Source organism: Synergistaceae bacterium, from assembly GCA_012728235.1.
Taxonomy (GTDB): domain Bacteria; phylum Synergistota; class Synergistia; order Synergistales; family Synergistaceae; genus JAAYFL01.
In genome coordinates, this window is sequence record JAAYFL010000055.1 from 109,170 (window position 1) to 122,821 (window position 13,652).

The 13,652-nt window shown below is 37.9% G+C and carries 12 protein-coding genes, 4 tRNA genes and 1 other RNA gene; all 17 read right to left on the reverse strand.

Features of this window, described 5'->3' with window-relative positions:
• Nucleotides 1–2 precede the first annotated feature (2 nt).
• Complete coding sequence (locus tag GXZ13_04610; GenBank protein NLX75110.1) at nucleotides 3–1,391, reverse strand: UDP-N-acetylmuramoyl-tripeptide--D-alanyl-D-alanine ligase; 1,389 nt, start codon at nucleotides 1,389–1,391, stop codon at nucleotides 3–5.
• A complete protein-coding gene (locus GXZ13_04615; GenBank protein ID NLX75111.1) occupies nucleotides 1,388–2,893 on the reverse strand; it encodes a UDP-N-acetylmuramoyl-L-alanyl-D-glutamate--2,6-diaminopimelate ligase in 1,506 nt (501 codons plus the stop codon). Before GXZ13_04615 ends, GXZ13_04610 begins: the two co-directional genes overlap by 4 nt.
• Before the next feature lie 24 nt (nucleotides 2,894–2,917).
• Nucleotides 2,918–4,606, reverse strand: a complete 1,689-nt coding sequence (locus tag GXZ13_04620; GenBank protein ID NLX75112.1) for a penicillin-binding protein 2 — start codon at nucleotides 4,604–4,606, stop codon at nucleotides 2,918–2,920.
• The gene (locus tag GXZ13_04625) at nucleotides 4,593–4,991 is read right to left on the reverse strand and encodes a hypothetical protein (GenBank protein NLX75113.1); all 399 of its coding nucleotides are present in this window, start codon (nucleotides 4,989–4,991) and stop codon (nucleotides 4,593–4,595) included. The genes GXZ13_04620 and GXZ13_04625 overlap by 14 nt, the downstream gene beginning before the upstream one ends.
• Nucleotides 4,963–5,916 carry a 16S rRNA (cytosine(1402)-N(4))-methyltransferase RsmH gene (gene rsmH / locus GXZ13_04630; protein NLX75114.1) on the reverse strand — a complete coding sequence of 318 codons (954 nt, stop codon included), beginning with the start codon at nucleotides 5,914–5,916 and terminating at the stop codon, nucleotides 4,963–4,965. The genes GXZ13_04625 and rsmH overlap by 29 nt, the downstream gene beginning before the upstream one ends.
• A 2-nt stretch (nucleotides 5,917–5,918) precedes the next feature.
• Nucleotides 5,919–6,338 carry a division/cell wall cluster transcriptional repressor MraZ gene (gene mraZ, locus GXZ13_04635; protein ID NLX75115.1) on the reverse strand — a complete coding sequence of 140 codons (420 nt, stop codon included), beginning with the start codon at nucleotides 6,336–6,338 and terminating at the stop codon, nucleotides 5,919–5,921.
• Nucleotides 6,339–6,607: 269 nt separating this feature from the next.
• Nucleotides 6,608–6,949, reverse strand: an RNA gene (rnpB, locus tag GXZ13_04640) — RNase P RNA component class A.
• A gap of 425 nt (nucleotides 6,950–7,374) precedes the next feature.
• Nucleotides 7,375–8,616 (reverse strand): threonine ammonia-lyase, encoded by a 1,242-nt coding sequence (locus tag GXZ13_04645; protein ID NLX75116.1) that lies wholly within the window; start codon nucleotides 8,614–8,616, stop codon nucleotides 7,375–7,377.
• A gap of 102 nt (nucleotides 8,617–8,718) precedes the next feature.
• Nucleotides 8,719–8,868: a hypothetical protein gene (locus GXZ13_04650; protein NLX75117.1), complete on the reverse strand. Its 150-nt coding sequence runs from the start codon at nucleotides 8,866–8,868 to the stop codon at nucleotides 8,719–8,721.
• A 132-nt stretch (nucleotides 8,869–9,000) separates the two neighbouring features.
• Complete coding sequence (locus GXZ13_04655) at nucleotides 9,001–9,177, reverse strand: hypothetical protein (GenBank protein NLX75118.1); 177 nt, start codon at nucleotides 9,175–9,177, stop codon at nucleotides 9,001–9,003.
• A gap of 609 nt (nucleotides 9,178–9,786) precedes the next feature.
• A tRNA-Gly gene (locus GXZ13_04660) sits at nucleotides 9,787–9,861 on the reverse strand.
• 20 nt (nucleotides 9,862–9,881) lie between these two features.
• Nucleotides 9,882–9,957 (reverse strand) — tRNA-Phe (locus tag GXZ13_04665).
• 15 nt (nucleotides 9,958–9,972) lie between these two features.
• A tRNA-Asp gene (locus tag GXZ13_04670) sits at nucleotides 9,973–10,049 on the reverse strand.
• A 17-nt stretch (nucleotides 10,050–10,066) separates the two neighbouring features.
• A tRNA-Val gene (locus tag GXZ13_04675) sits at nucleotides 10,067–10,141 on the reverse strand.
• A gap of 102 nt (nucleotides 10,142–10,243) precedes the next feature.
• A complete protein-coding gene (locus GXZ13_04680; GenBank protein NLX75119.1) occupies nucleotides 10,244–11,089 on the reverse strand; it encodes a divergent polysaccharide deacetylase family protein in 846 nt (281 codons plus the stop codon).
• Between the two features lie 151 nt (nucleotides 11,090–11,240).
• Nucleotides 11,241–12,431 (reverse strand): S41 family peptidase, encoded by a 1,191-nt coding sequence (locus tag GXZ13_04685; protein ID NLX75120.1) that lies wholly within the window; start codon nucleotides 12,429–12,431, stop codon nucleotides 11,241–11,243.
• 27 nt (nucleotides 12,432–12,458) lie between these two features.
• A complete protein-coding gene (locus tag GXZ13_04690; GenBank protein NLX75121.1) occupies nucleotides 12,459–13,619 on the reverse strand; it encodes a peptidoglycan DD-metalloendopeptidase family protein in 1,161 nt (386 codons plus the stop codon).
• Between the last annotated feature and the right edge of the window lie 33 nt (nucleotides 13,620–13,652).

Below are 13,652 nucleotides of genomic sequence, written 5' to 3' on the forward strand. Positions count from 1 at the left end.
TATCACCCCTCTAGCTCTTTAACTATTTTTGCTAATCCATAAGAATTTGAACCTTTTACCAAAATAAGACCTTGAGATATGTTTAAAAGCTTTACCTGTTCTAACATCTTTTCATATGTTTCAAAACATAGAACATTAGGATTTAAAGTGACATCAATTGCACCCCACTCTTTCCCCAACAAAAAAACTTTGTCAAAAGCATCTAATTTTTTTATTATATTATTATGATACTGAACAGATTCTTTACCAAGCTCTTTCATTCCAGCAAGAACTGCATATGATTTAAACTCGTAATTTTCTCTAAGATTAGCGATATTATCTAGCGCAGCCTCCATTGAACATGGGTTGGCATTGTACGATTCATCTATCAGCCAAGTTTCGTCGTTAATTTTATGCAAAACCCCTCTACCTTCAATAGCACGTGATTTCTTTAGTGAATTTCTTAGTTGTTCCTCACTGACATCATATAGACTCCCCACTGATACTGCATAGCCTATATTATAAGCATGCTGTAAACCGAAAAGGGACGAAACAAAAGCAAGACTTTTTTCTCCTTCTAGAAACTCTACATATAATGAGGATAAGCTGTCTTTAAGAACCATTTTAGCTTTCACTATTTTTAGTGATGCATCAGCTGCATATCCCACAGAAATAACATTGCCTTCATAACAACTACGTATGTTTTTTTTGAGAAGCTGATTATCTCCATTTATTATTACATTTTTAATATTAGTTGAAGAGCATATTTCGAGTTTTGCTTTTAGTACTCCCTCTATACTCTCAAGCTCTTCCAAATGTGCGGCCGCAACTGAAGTGATTATCGCCGTATCTGGTGAGAAAAAATCAGCCATTTCTGATATTTCCCCCGGTCTATTTGTACCAAATTCAAGTACTAAGATCTCTGTATCAGGAAGCATTGAAAGCACTGTCAGACTAGAACCAATAATTGTATTGAAACTCTTTATTGCTCCATGAACCCTATATTTCTCTCGTAGTACGGATACAACCAACTCCCTCGTTGTTGTTTTACCGACACTTCCTGTAATGGCAATAACTTGAGGAGTCGTTTTTTTAAGATAGGCTTGTGCCAGTGTAGCCAAAGCTTTGTTTGTATCTTCTACAACTATAAATGTAATCTCATTAAAAAATGGCTGATTTATATCTAGTTTCTCTATTTCTCTTGCATCTATCAGCAACAACTTTGCACCCCTGCTTACAACATCTCTTATAAACATATGGCCATCTACGCAGGATCCCTTTATAGCAACAAATGCATCATTAGGTTTTATTTCTCGGCTGTCACTTTTCCAAATTCTATTTATTTTAATATCAGGACCGAAAAACACTCCTCCACAAATTAACGCTGCTTCGGAAGCTTTTATATAACTCATAAGTGCACCTCTACCTTGTTTTTCAAACACCAGTTAAATAGAACGTCCTTGTCTAATAGTGGAACCGGCCCTTCCTTACGGATTTGATAACGCTCGGGACCTCTGCCGGCAAGCAATAAAATATCATTTTCCGTCAATCTCTTTAAACCACTTTCTATTGCCTCTTTTCTGTCAACAGACAAATCATAATTACTGTTATATTTTTTTACTCCCTTTTCAATTTCAGAAATGATACATTCAGGATCTTCACTTCTCGGGTTATCCGAAGTAATGATAAGTTTATCTGCTAATTTCCCGGCAACTTCTCCCATTATAGGTCTTTTATCCCTATCTCTATCTCCTCCTGCACCAAATACTATATGCAGTTCTCCTTTGCATACTAATCTTAGAGTTGATAAAACCTTCTCTAAACTATCCGGACTATGAGCAAAGTCAATCACGCAGGCACCCTTATTCTTCAACTTATACCTTTCCAATCTACCCGGAATCTGTTCGATTTTTGAAAGCCCCTCAAGTGCAGAGACAAGTCTCACATTTAATGTCGAGGCAATCGCCAAAGCTTCAAGAGCATTGTGCACGTTATAATCTCCTAAAATTGGAAGTTTAAGTGAAAGATTTTTTTTGCTGCCTTTGACTTTAATTTTAACCTTCATCCCATCAATAGACATTTCTTCGATAAAAGCGTAAAAATCAACATTCTTTTCTTTTGTGCCAAAAGTAACAACATGGGTTCCATATTCATTAATTAATCTTTTGCCATATTGGTCATCGATGTTAATTATGGATTTCCAATCTTTTTTTACATAGCAATCAAAGAGTTTTTTCTTAGCTAAAAAATACTGCTCCATATTTTTATGGTAATCCAGGTGATCTTCTGTTAAATTACTAAATCCTATCCTATCGAAGTACGTTCCCTCAATTCTTCCCTGTTCTATGGCATGTGAAGAAGCCTCCATAATGCAAACATCACAATTATTTTCTGCCATTCTTGACAGCCAATATTGCAAATCAGAACCTTCAGGCGTAGTATGGATGGCTTCCACTGTATTCTCACCATCATCATAATATACCGTTCCAAGCGATCCTGTTTTTATTCCGTTATTTTCTAGAATGGATTTAAGCATGAAGGCTGTGGTTGTTTTGCCATTGGTGCCAGTTAATCCAACCATTGTTAATTTTCTTGTGGGATGTCCATACAACAAGGATGCGACTCTCCCCATATTCCTTCTTATATCTTCACAAATTATCTGAGGAACATCTAAGTCTAGACGTTTTTCACAAAGAAAAGCTTTAGCACCGGAGATCATTGCTGTACGAGCAAAATCATGACCATCAAAATTTTCGCCTTTTACGCAAGCGAACATATCTCCTTCTTGTACATTCCTACTGTCAGAGACGATTCTTTTTATCTCAACATCTTCACAATGAGCATAACTGGGTGGGTATAAGTTTATACTTAATGAATTTTCATCGATTAAGCATAGGAGCTCTTTTAAATTCATTTTATACTCCCCCCTTGTTATTATTTATAGTGAAGGCATTAGTTGTATAACATCTTCTGCTATTGATTTAAAGACAGGAGCAGCTATCTGTCCTCCGTAAAACTTACTACCTTTAGGTTCGCCCAATGTGATTAACATTACATATTTAGGTTTGTCAGCAGGCCAAAAACCAACAAAAGAGGCAACTCGAAGTCCTTTGACATACTCTCCTGAAGAAGCGACTTGCGCTGTTCCTGTCTTACCAGCTATGGATACAAGATCAGACTTAGCCAATAATCCTCCGCCTTCATCTACAACTTTTTTCATTGCGGCACATAAAAAATCAGCTGTTTTCTTCGACACAGATTGATAGCGAGTTTTCCTGGCACCTTTATGTATAACCACTCCGTGGCTATCTTTTACCTCTGAGATAATATAAGGTTTTAAAAGATATCCGCCATTCACTATGCTTGCAACAGCCATAACTTCCTGTAATGGCGTCACTGCTATCCCTTGACCTATAAATACATTTGCGGCCGAACTGCCAAGCCACTCTTCTGGCTGTCTGATAAGTCCATTTTCTTCTCCGCTCATCTCAATTCCTGTTTTTTCTCCAAAACCAAACTGTTTAAGCATTCCATATGCTTTATGTCTTGGGACACTTCCAGACATTATTGACATGGCGATATTACACGAATTCATTAAAACTTGAGTGAGATTTTGAACACCATGCGCTTTCCTATTTACATCGTTAATAACTGTATCTGCTATGACAATACTTCCGTTACAACGATATCTGCTACTTTGGTCAGCAGTACCACAATCCATTGCTATAGACATAGTTATAGGCTTGAAAATTGAACCAGGTTCATAAACTCTCCCGATTACATTGTTTCTGGTAGCCTCTTTGTTGTCTAATAATAAACCTCTATTATTTGCATCAAGAGTTGGGTAACTAGCTAGTGCTATAACCTCGCCCGACCAAGGATCAACACAGACTGCTGCACCCCAAGAAGCCTTAACTCCCTTAGCCGCTTCATCAAGTCGCCATTCTACAATTTGTTGTATCTTTGAATCTATAGTAAGTTTTATTGACCCACAAGTATCTTTTGTCTCTTGATTCTCCCCCACTACACCCTTCAGGCCTCCCTGAGAACCTCTGGTTAAGAATCGTGTCCTTGGCGGAGAGAATAGAATGTGATTCCAAGCTAATTCTACTCCCGCTTGTCCATAATCATCTATGTCACAAAATCCTAATATGTGGAATGCTAAAGGGCCGTGGGGATACACTCTTTTTTTCTCAGTAAGAGTGTAAAGACCCGGAATTTTCTTGTTAGCCAACTCACTCTTCTCTGACAGCAACACATTTCTTGCTACCCAATGAAATCTCCCGTTTAATGGTTTAGAGAATTTTTTTGAAACTTCCTTACCAAAAGAAGATTCTAAAACATCTGCACTCTTGGGATTCCAAAACTTTGGATCTATAAAAAAACTCGTGGCCGGTATTGAGACCGCAAGAGGAACATTATTTCTGTCTGTAATTTCACCTCTTGAGGCACTCACCGCCACGTTAGCCCAATACTGTTTTTGGGACTGATTGACAATTCTTTTATCTGGTTTAAGTTGAATCCAAGCTGTCGCCACAGCAAGCAATGCTATTACAAAGTAAACCAAAAACCATACAAGCTTCGAACGCTTACACTGTTCAGGCTGATCAACTCTAGTTTTTGGCATGCGCACTCTTTACGAAGGGATTTAGCCTTTCTATTAATCCTTCTTCTCTTACTACATTTGTTTTCGCACTAGCTACGGCTACCACATTCATGTCTATTTGTACTATTTGAGGATTCTCTCCATTTACCATGCCCAATTTTTCTCTGGCATAGCTATAAATCCTTGCCGGTGCTAATAGTTCGGCGTGCACTTGAGATAATTTTTGGTTTTTCTCCTGACATCTCTCAATGCTTGCAACAGTTTCTGAGATTCTATGATCAATATACAATCCATAGAGTCTGAGAGAGCCCAAGCAAATAGCAGAAACAAACACAAAGAAAAGACTTAAAAACAACAACTTAGAATGGGCTTCTTCATTAGTCTGTCGGTATTCTCTGTAGTACATTGTGAGCTCCACCTTTCTCCGCAAATTTTTTAAATATGCGTAATTTTGCACTCCTAGACTTATAATTTTGTTCAATCTCACTTTCAGTAGGCTTTATAACTTTTCTTGGCTCCTGCTTGCCTATACAGTCCTCTTCCCACTTCTTGAATCTGTGCTTAACCATTCTGTCTTCCAATGAATGATAAGAAATTACTAATATTTTCCCTTCCGGTGCTAATATTTTTAGTACTCCGTCTAAAGCTTCGTCCAAAGCTTTTATCTCGTCATTGACTACGATACGTAGTGCTTGAAAAATCTTTCTAGCAGGATGCCCTCCCATTTTTCTTTGTACTGGTGCTGGCAAAATTTCACGTATTAATTCAACAAGATCCCCTGTTGTTTCAAGTACTCCTCCACTTTCTCTGTGTCTTACTATCCCTCTTGCGATATGATATGCATTCGGGTCTTCCCCGTATAATCTGAAAATTTTGGTTAACTCGCCTATTGACCACTCATTTAATATTTTCCCCGCACTTGGAGAAGCTTCGCTCTTGTTTTCACTGTTCATTTTCATACTTAGCGGTCCATCATTTTGAAAAGAAAAACCTCTCTCTGCATTTGTTAACTGAATGTTTGAAACACCTAAATCAAAAAGCACTGCGTTCGCGCCATTCCAACCTTTTCTTTCAGCTAACTTTTCAATATTGCGGAAGTTGTCTGCTATTATTTCAAAACGACCTGTAAAGGGTAACAATCTTTCTGCTGCAATCTCTCTTGCATACGAATCTTGATCAAATCCAATAATTGTTGCTTTTTTACATTTCTTCAAAATTTCTATTGAATGTCCTGCTAATCCCAGTGTTGCATCTACAAAAACTCCTACCGAATCAGACGGCTCTAAAGCAGACAGAACTTCGTTAAGCATTACAGGAACATGTTCGTTCATAATTATTCCAGCTCTTCGGCCATGTCACTAAAATCAAATAAAACTTCTTTTCTATGCTCTTCCCATTTCTTTGTATCCCAAATTTCTATGTGGTCTTCTGCGCCTATAAACGTTATCTCTTGATCTGCATTAGCATATTCACGTAAAAGTAGGGGCAATAATATCCTTCCCGAAGCATCAATTTCCTGTTCTGTTGCCATTGATAAGAGCACTCTACGGAAATCACGCGTTTTTTTCTTAAAAGAGGACAAATCTTTTAATTTAAATAGCAACTCTTCCCAACGAGACAAAGGGTATAAAGCTATACAACGATCGATGCCTATAGTTGCAACGACAGAATTACCCAGCTCTCCTCTGAAACGTGCTGGAAGAACCGTTCTGCCCTTACTATCAACTTTGTGGTTATAGCTTCCCACTAGCATCACATTTTCGCCCACTTTCTACCACTTAGTCCCACTTTGCACCACAGTATATCCTTGATGCAAACAAATCAACACCTTACTTTTTATTGCTTTGAAATTTAATAGGACTTTATGCTCATTATGATGAAGAAGTCGGCTATAAGTAACTTTTTTATAACTTTAATTGCTATTGATAACTATTTGTATGTATACAAAATAAACATAGATTCCTTATTTTTTAAAGTTTATTTACAAAAAACAAGTGTGGTGACATTTGTCACCACACTTGTTTTAGGAGCGGTCAATAAGCCGGGTTCTGTAGGTTATACCTTCCAGCCATTTATCTAATCTTATTTTTACAAATAAGAATGAGCGGTTGTACCCGGAAGTCAGCGGGCCGCTTCAGCCTTCCCTATTCAACCTTGCTCCGGATGGGGTTTACCAAGCACGAATGTTACCACTCGTCTGGTGAGCTCTTACCTCACCTTTTCACCCTTGCCTTATTCAGGCGGTTTTCTTTTCTGTGGCACTTTCCCGAAGTTCACACTCGCCGGAATTTCTCCGGCATCCTGCCCTTTGGAGCCCGGACTTTCCTCCCGTGTAAAAACACCAGCGGCTGGATCTCGCACTCCCGATAAAATTATAACACAGCAGATGAAATGAGATCGTACAATCCTTTGCTTTGCGACTCCAGTTCCAGAATAGATTTATTTGTACTTATCTCTATTTAATTAATAACTCTTATAATAAAAACAAAAAAAGCAAGTTCGTAGAAAACTCTTCAAACTCGCTATATTTATATTCCCTGGAGAGGGGAACGGAATTCGAACCCGCGATCCCAACCTTGGTATGGTTTCATTGCTGTAAATGTTTTTCTCAGAACGAAAAACGGACAAGTTTGCAGCCGCTTTGGGCACCTGTAGCACTCACTCCACCTTGCTCCATTTTTGTAAAACCTGCAGGTCTGACCTAGGCTACTCTTCTTCGGCGCTTGCTCGCATTCGTCATCCCCGGGCGCGGGAAAAATCCGAAAATTGTGTCGTGACTTGGGGGCGCTTTAATACACTTTGATTATTTCATATCCATGTCTTTTTAATTCTGCCTGTATCTGACAGACGTGGTCGGCCCCGTTTGTTTCCACTGTGATCTCAAGCTGGACAAGTTTAAATCTGTCCATGACCTTTGACTGGTTGTGCTCCAACTTGATGACGTTTGCCTTTAGGTCTGCCAAAATTTTTGCGACATACAACAATTCCCCGGGTTTATCGGGAAGATTTACAGTGAAACAGAATTGTCTTCCCCGTAAAACAAGTGCTCTGTTGATAATTGCAGAGATTGTCGAAATGTCTATATTGCCACCGCTTATCACGCAGACCACATTTTTGCCTTCCGGGGCAAGTTTTTTCAACCCGGCAACTGAGAGAGCCCCGGCTCCTTCTGTTACCATCTTGTGCCTCTCCATAAGCAGCAATATTGCCTCTATAATGTCAAAATCTGAGACAGTGATTACTTCGTCTACAAACTCTTTTATCGCTTCAAAAGTCAGGTCTCCCGGCCTTTTTACCGCAACACCTTCCGCCATAGTATCGACTCTTTTGAGCTCTATGACCCGCTTTTCTTCCATGGATCTGGCTATACAACAACCTCCCTCAGGCTCAACCCCGATTATTTTTATAGACGGCTTTAGCATCTTTGCAACCATTCCTATACCGCTGATTAATCCGCCCCCTCCAATCGGGACAAGGATCTTGTCGACATCTTCTAGATCCGTTAGCACCTCAAGGGCCATCGTACCCTGCCCAAGCATTACATCAAAATCATCGAAAGGATGAACGAAAACATACCTGTGTTTCGCTTCTAGCTCACGCGCTTTGCGGCATGCGTCATCATAAGTGTCTCCGTGCAGAACTACCTGAACACCAAATTTTTTTGTAGCTTCGACCTTTATTATCGGTGTTGTCTCCGGCATAACGATCGTAGCTTTCACACCAAGTTTTTGGGCCGCGTAGCCAACACCCTGCGCATGGTTGCCCGCAGAGGCAGCTATTACACCTCTGCTTTTCTCTTCCTCACTGAGTTTGCTTATTTTGTAATAAGCCCCGCGAATTTTGAACGAGCCCGTCTCCTGAAAGTTCTCCGGTTTCAGAAAGACTCTGTTACCACATTCCTGGCTAAAAAATTCACTTTCGATCAACTCTGTCTTACGCAGTATTGGCTCAAGTGTTTTTTGTGCAATATAAATATCGTCACTAGACACTCCAGTGTTATTCAACTGAAATGTATTGTCCTGTTTTTGCATGTATTTTCCACCTTTCTAGGCCTGATAAGATCTCAGCTCTTCAATTTAATATTAAAAATGGTCCATTTTTATTGATTCTATTCCTGTCCATTTTTCGGTCACCTATATTTGTCCCATAAATGTCACTGTGGCGATCCCTATAGCAGTTACAGAAAGCCAGGTGATATTATTTACCTTACCAACTGCGTTTACCGAGGCTATTGCTGCCGTACCAAGTTCGTTTGTCTTAGTATTCATTATCAGATGAGCCATCGGTACTATGTGTCTTTTGTGTTATAAAAAAGTCGGACATAGGTCTTTTTGTGTAAGTCTCATCATCAATAATATGTTTGATGATTATATTATCATTAAAATTAAAAATTATTAGTTTCTAAAAAATAGAAATTAAAGCAATAATCTCGTATTTTTTATATTTTCTTCTTTCAAGATTCGCTGAACATTAAAGGACGAAGAACGGAAGCTATCACATACATATTTATACATTTGCTTTGCCGCAGCCGAACAATTGTCAACACCAACGGGAATGAAATAAATTCCAGGCTTCTTATCTATTCTGTTCAATACTAATCTCACCCTCGACTGGGCATATAAGTCCAAACATATTATTTTGTTTGATAATATTTACTCTTTCATTTTATAAAATGTCATATGCGTTATTATAACTGTCTCCTAGGCACTCATTGTAAGTTAGATATCATAAATAATCATAAACATACTATGTAATTCACTGCCAAAGACGTTATGTTGATATTTTAACGCTACAATATCGTTAATTATGTTTTCGTTTCCTTTTATGCAATTGTATTTTTTAGAGTTACCACCTTATGCACCAAACTATGTTTCAGTTCAATTAAAGCTACCGCATATTTGACATTTTTCTGTTTTTCTACACGCTTTAAGAGAGATGTTCCGCTGTCTTTTTTCGGTTCACCTTTGCTTCCTTTAATTCGTCTCCGAGAACCATTCAGTTCTTTACAATATTCAGTGTACAAAAAACGAATATCGCTAAACAACCCAAAAACACAACTCCCACATATAATACGTGTTTTTTAGTGAGGCTGTTTGCATGGAATTGTGATTTTAAAAATGAGATAAATAGAGAAGGTGAGTAAAATACAAATAAAATAAAAAAACGGTTTGCAAGTAAATCCTGCGAACCGTTGCTATCAATGGAGCGGAAGACGGGATTCGAACCCGCGACCCCAACCTTGGCAAGGTTGTGCTCTACCACTGAGCTACTTCCGCAGTTATTTTTTTAAAATAACTGGTGGCGGGACCCAGAATTGAACTGGGGACACACGGATTTTCAGTCCGTTGCTCTACCTACTGAGCTATCCCGCCATCACAGATCTTAAATGGCGGAATCGACGAGACTTGAACTCGCAACCTCCGGCGTGACAGGCCGGCGCTCTAACCAGTTGAGCTACGACTCCGCTTTAATCTGTGTCGTTGGTGGGCGGAATAGGTTTCGAACCTACGACCCCCTGCGTGTAAGGCAGGTGCTCTCCCGCTGAGCTATCCGCCCGCTTCGCAATCCGTACTCCAACAGCGACAACGATAGTCATTATAACGATTTTAAAAAACATGTCAACCATTTTATATCGCTATTTCTTCTAAAAGGATTAATTTAATCAGCATTAAGCTGTTTATCATACATTATTTCAGCCATTTCAGATATTGTTACAAGTTTTATCGGTAAATCTTCTTTTTTTTGACTAAGCTTTTCAAGAAATCCTACAGTTGCGGGCCTAAAATGACAAATAACAACAGCATTTCCATTTTTAAGAGTAATATTCACAATCTCATCAAATCTGTCTTTAATGACCTTTTCATCAGCAACACCATCAAGGAAACCTCTGTTGATAAACGTCCTTATTTTTGCTTCCTTTGCCAAATCAAATGCAATACTTTTTGAAGATGTCCTACTGTCGATAAACATTTTATTTCTAGATTTTATTTCCTTGATTATAGGCATCATAAGTCGTTTATTAGAAGTAGTCAGAGACCCCCTATGGTTATTTAATCCAATAGCATCCGGCATCACTTCAAACACTTTAGAGATACGCTCTCTAATCTCTCCCTCTCCCATACCTTCTCCAATACTTCCCGGAGGAGGAGTTTTATCAGATATTGCCTGCATAGGATAATGCACAAGAAAAGGGATATTGTTGTTATTTGCAATTTTTACAAAATCCTCAGAATTTCTCTCGTAAGGAATTATGGCCCATGTTAAGGGTATATTTAGTACTGCTAATCTCCTTGCAAAATCAACGTTGTATCCACCATCATCAACTATAATCGCAAGTATGTTTTTTTCTTCTATTTTATCTTTTTCTATAAATTTAGTCTCAGATTCTAACGTTTCTTCAGCTTCAAACTTTGCTTTCTCTTTATTAGTATTAATTTCCTCAACATATCTACTCAGATCTTCTCTTTTTTGCTGAGTTTTTATTACGCTAATTGCATCATTCATAATAAAATAAAAAACTTGAGGCTTGAATTTGTATAGTGCCAGAGAAACCATAAACATCGCCAACACAAACAGTGCTACAATTTTTAATAAAAAAAAGGATATTTGTTTTTTATTATTACGTCTATTGTGAATTTCCCTGCGACTTACCATTTTACTTGCCGTTTACTTTAGTTTTTAATACAGATAGAGCTTTTTGCAATTGTACATCTTCCTTCTTATTTTTCTTTGGCTCACCTGCTATTTTAATGTCAGGTTCTAACCCTTTTTGGTCAATTACAAAACCAGATGGCGTGTGATAACGGGCAATAGTTATATAAACTCCAGATTTATCAGGCAAATTAAAAAGTGTTTGAACTGATCCTTTACCAAAAGTTTTTGTTCCAACAATCGTTCCTCTCTTGTTGTCTTTTATTGTGCCGGCCAATATTTCAGATGCACTAGCACTTCCTTCGTTAACAAGCACCACAAGAGGAAGTGTTGTAGATTTACCTTTGTCTGCATAGATTGTTTCATTCGCCTTTTCAAAACGCCCTCTCATTCCAACAACGGGGCCTCCGTTCTGAAATTGTGATGCCACGTTAATACAAGTATCAAGTAGACCACCAGGATTATTGCGTAAGTCAAGCAATATGCCCTTCGCTTTTTTTGAATTTGCAAGTTTTATTGCTTCTTCCATCTCTTTGTCAGTCTTCATATTAAACTGATTGAGTTTTATATAAGCAATATCTTCTATCATTTCCGTACGTACAGATTTTATTTTTATTATTTCTCTGGTTATTGTAAAAGGAATTAAAGCATCTTTCCCCTTTCTCCTTACCCAGATTTTCACCTCTGTGTTGGCTGGACCTCTTAAAAGCTTAACTACTTCATCACTTGGCAAACCATAAACGTTTTTTTCATCCACTTTAATAATTTCATCAAGAGGTTTGACCCCTGCCTTGTCCGCAGGTGTATTTTCGATAGGTGCGATTACAGTAGTATGCCCATCTTTTGTTGTTATATATATGCCGAGACCACCATATTCACCCTCTATTTCAACCTGTTCATCTGCAAGTGCTTTTGGATCAACAAAACGAGTGAATGGGTCTCCCACCGAGGCTACCAATCCTTTTACTGCCCCATAGTACATTTTGTCATTATCAATTTTTCCAGCTTTATCGCCATCAATTTGATATGTTTCAAGAGCTATCTTTACTTTTTTAATAATTGCTAGCTGTTGAGAGGTAAATGGCAACCCCATCCCCCAATCAGAACTAACAGCTTGTGGAATAATATATAAAGAAACCGATATTAAAATACCAATAAATATTCCTATTAATATATCTCTTATTCTTTTACTCATTTTCTTCACAAACCTTCCATTTTCTTTTTACTGGAGATAACGCATTGGGTTCACTGCATTTCCGTTTACTCTAACTTCAAAATGAAGATGATTGCCTGTTGTGACCCCAGTAGAGCCTACTCTTCCTATTAGTGATCCCCTTGTAACCTTTGCATTCTCTTCGCATTCTATAGATGAAAGGTGAGCGTATACGGTAGTTAGGTTAGCACCGTGATCAATAATAATGACTTGTCCATAACCCCTCATCCAACCGGTATATAATATTTCTCCACTATCAGCAGCTACAACAGCTGTTCCATGTGGAGCTGCAATATCAAGCCCCGTATGGGTAATTTTGGTTTTAAAAACCGGATGAACTCGTGTGCCAAAAGTACTTGTTATTGTTCCTTGGGTTGGCATAGCCAAACGACCACCTCTGTAATATACAACTTCCTTCTTTTCCGGAAATCTTTTTTTATTTAAAGCTATTTTTTCTGCCAACAGCCTTTTTATTGTACTTTGTAACTCCGCTGAGGCTTTCATCAATTCCTTCTGCTCAGCCATAAATAGAGATTTATTTTTACGAACTTTCGCCAAAAGAGCATTTCTATCATTTGCAGCTCCATCAAGTTCTTTCTTTTTTGTGGCTAAAGACAGTCTTTCCTGTTCTCTTTTTTTATGTTCTGCCTCCAACTTCTCCTTTGCATCCGAGAGACGTTTTTTTTCTTCTTGTAGTTCATTTATTAGCTCTTTATCTTGATCTGCTATTTTTCCCAATAAATAACTTGTGTTAAGAGCTTCTTCCGCTCCCTGTGAAGATAAAAGCAAGTTAAATTCAGTAATACCTCCATATTTATAAATACTAACGAGTCGTTCTGACAGTAAAAACTGTGTACGCTTTATCTTATTGTCAGTTTCTACTATGTCATTTGTAAGTTGTGTTATATTATTACTTATTTTTTTTATATTAAGGCTTACTATATTAACTTTTTGTTGTGTAAGAGTTATTTTCTGACTAAGATCTTGTATCTGCCTAGAAACGCTCTTTTCTTGTGCTTGAGCTTGAGAAAGCTTTTTTTTAGTATCTGTAATTTGTTTCTGTATTTTTTGATATTCTAATTCTTGTTTTTTAATTTTTTCATCCAGATTACTTGTATCTGATGCATGTGTGACAGATACAACACAAAAAATTACAGATACAATTATCATTAAATATATTTGCTGTTTTAATCCTAACTCAAC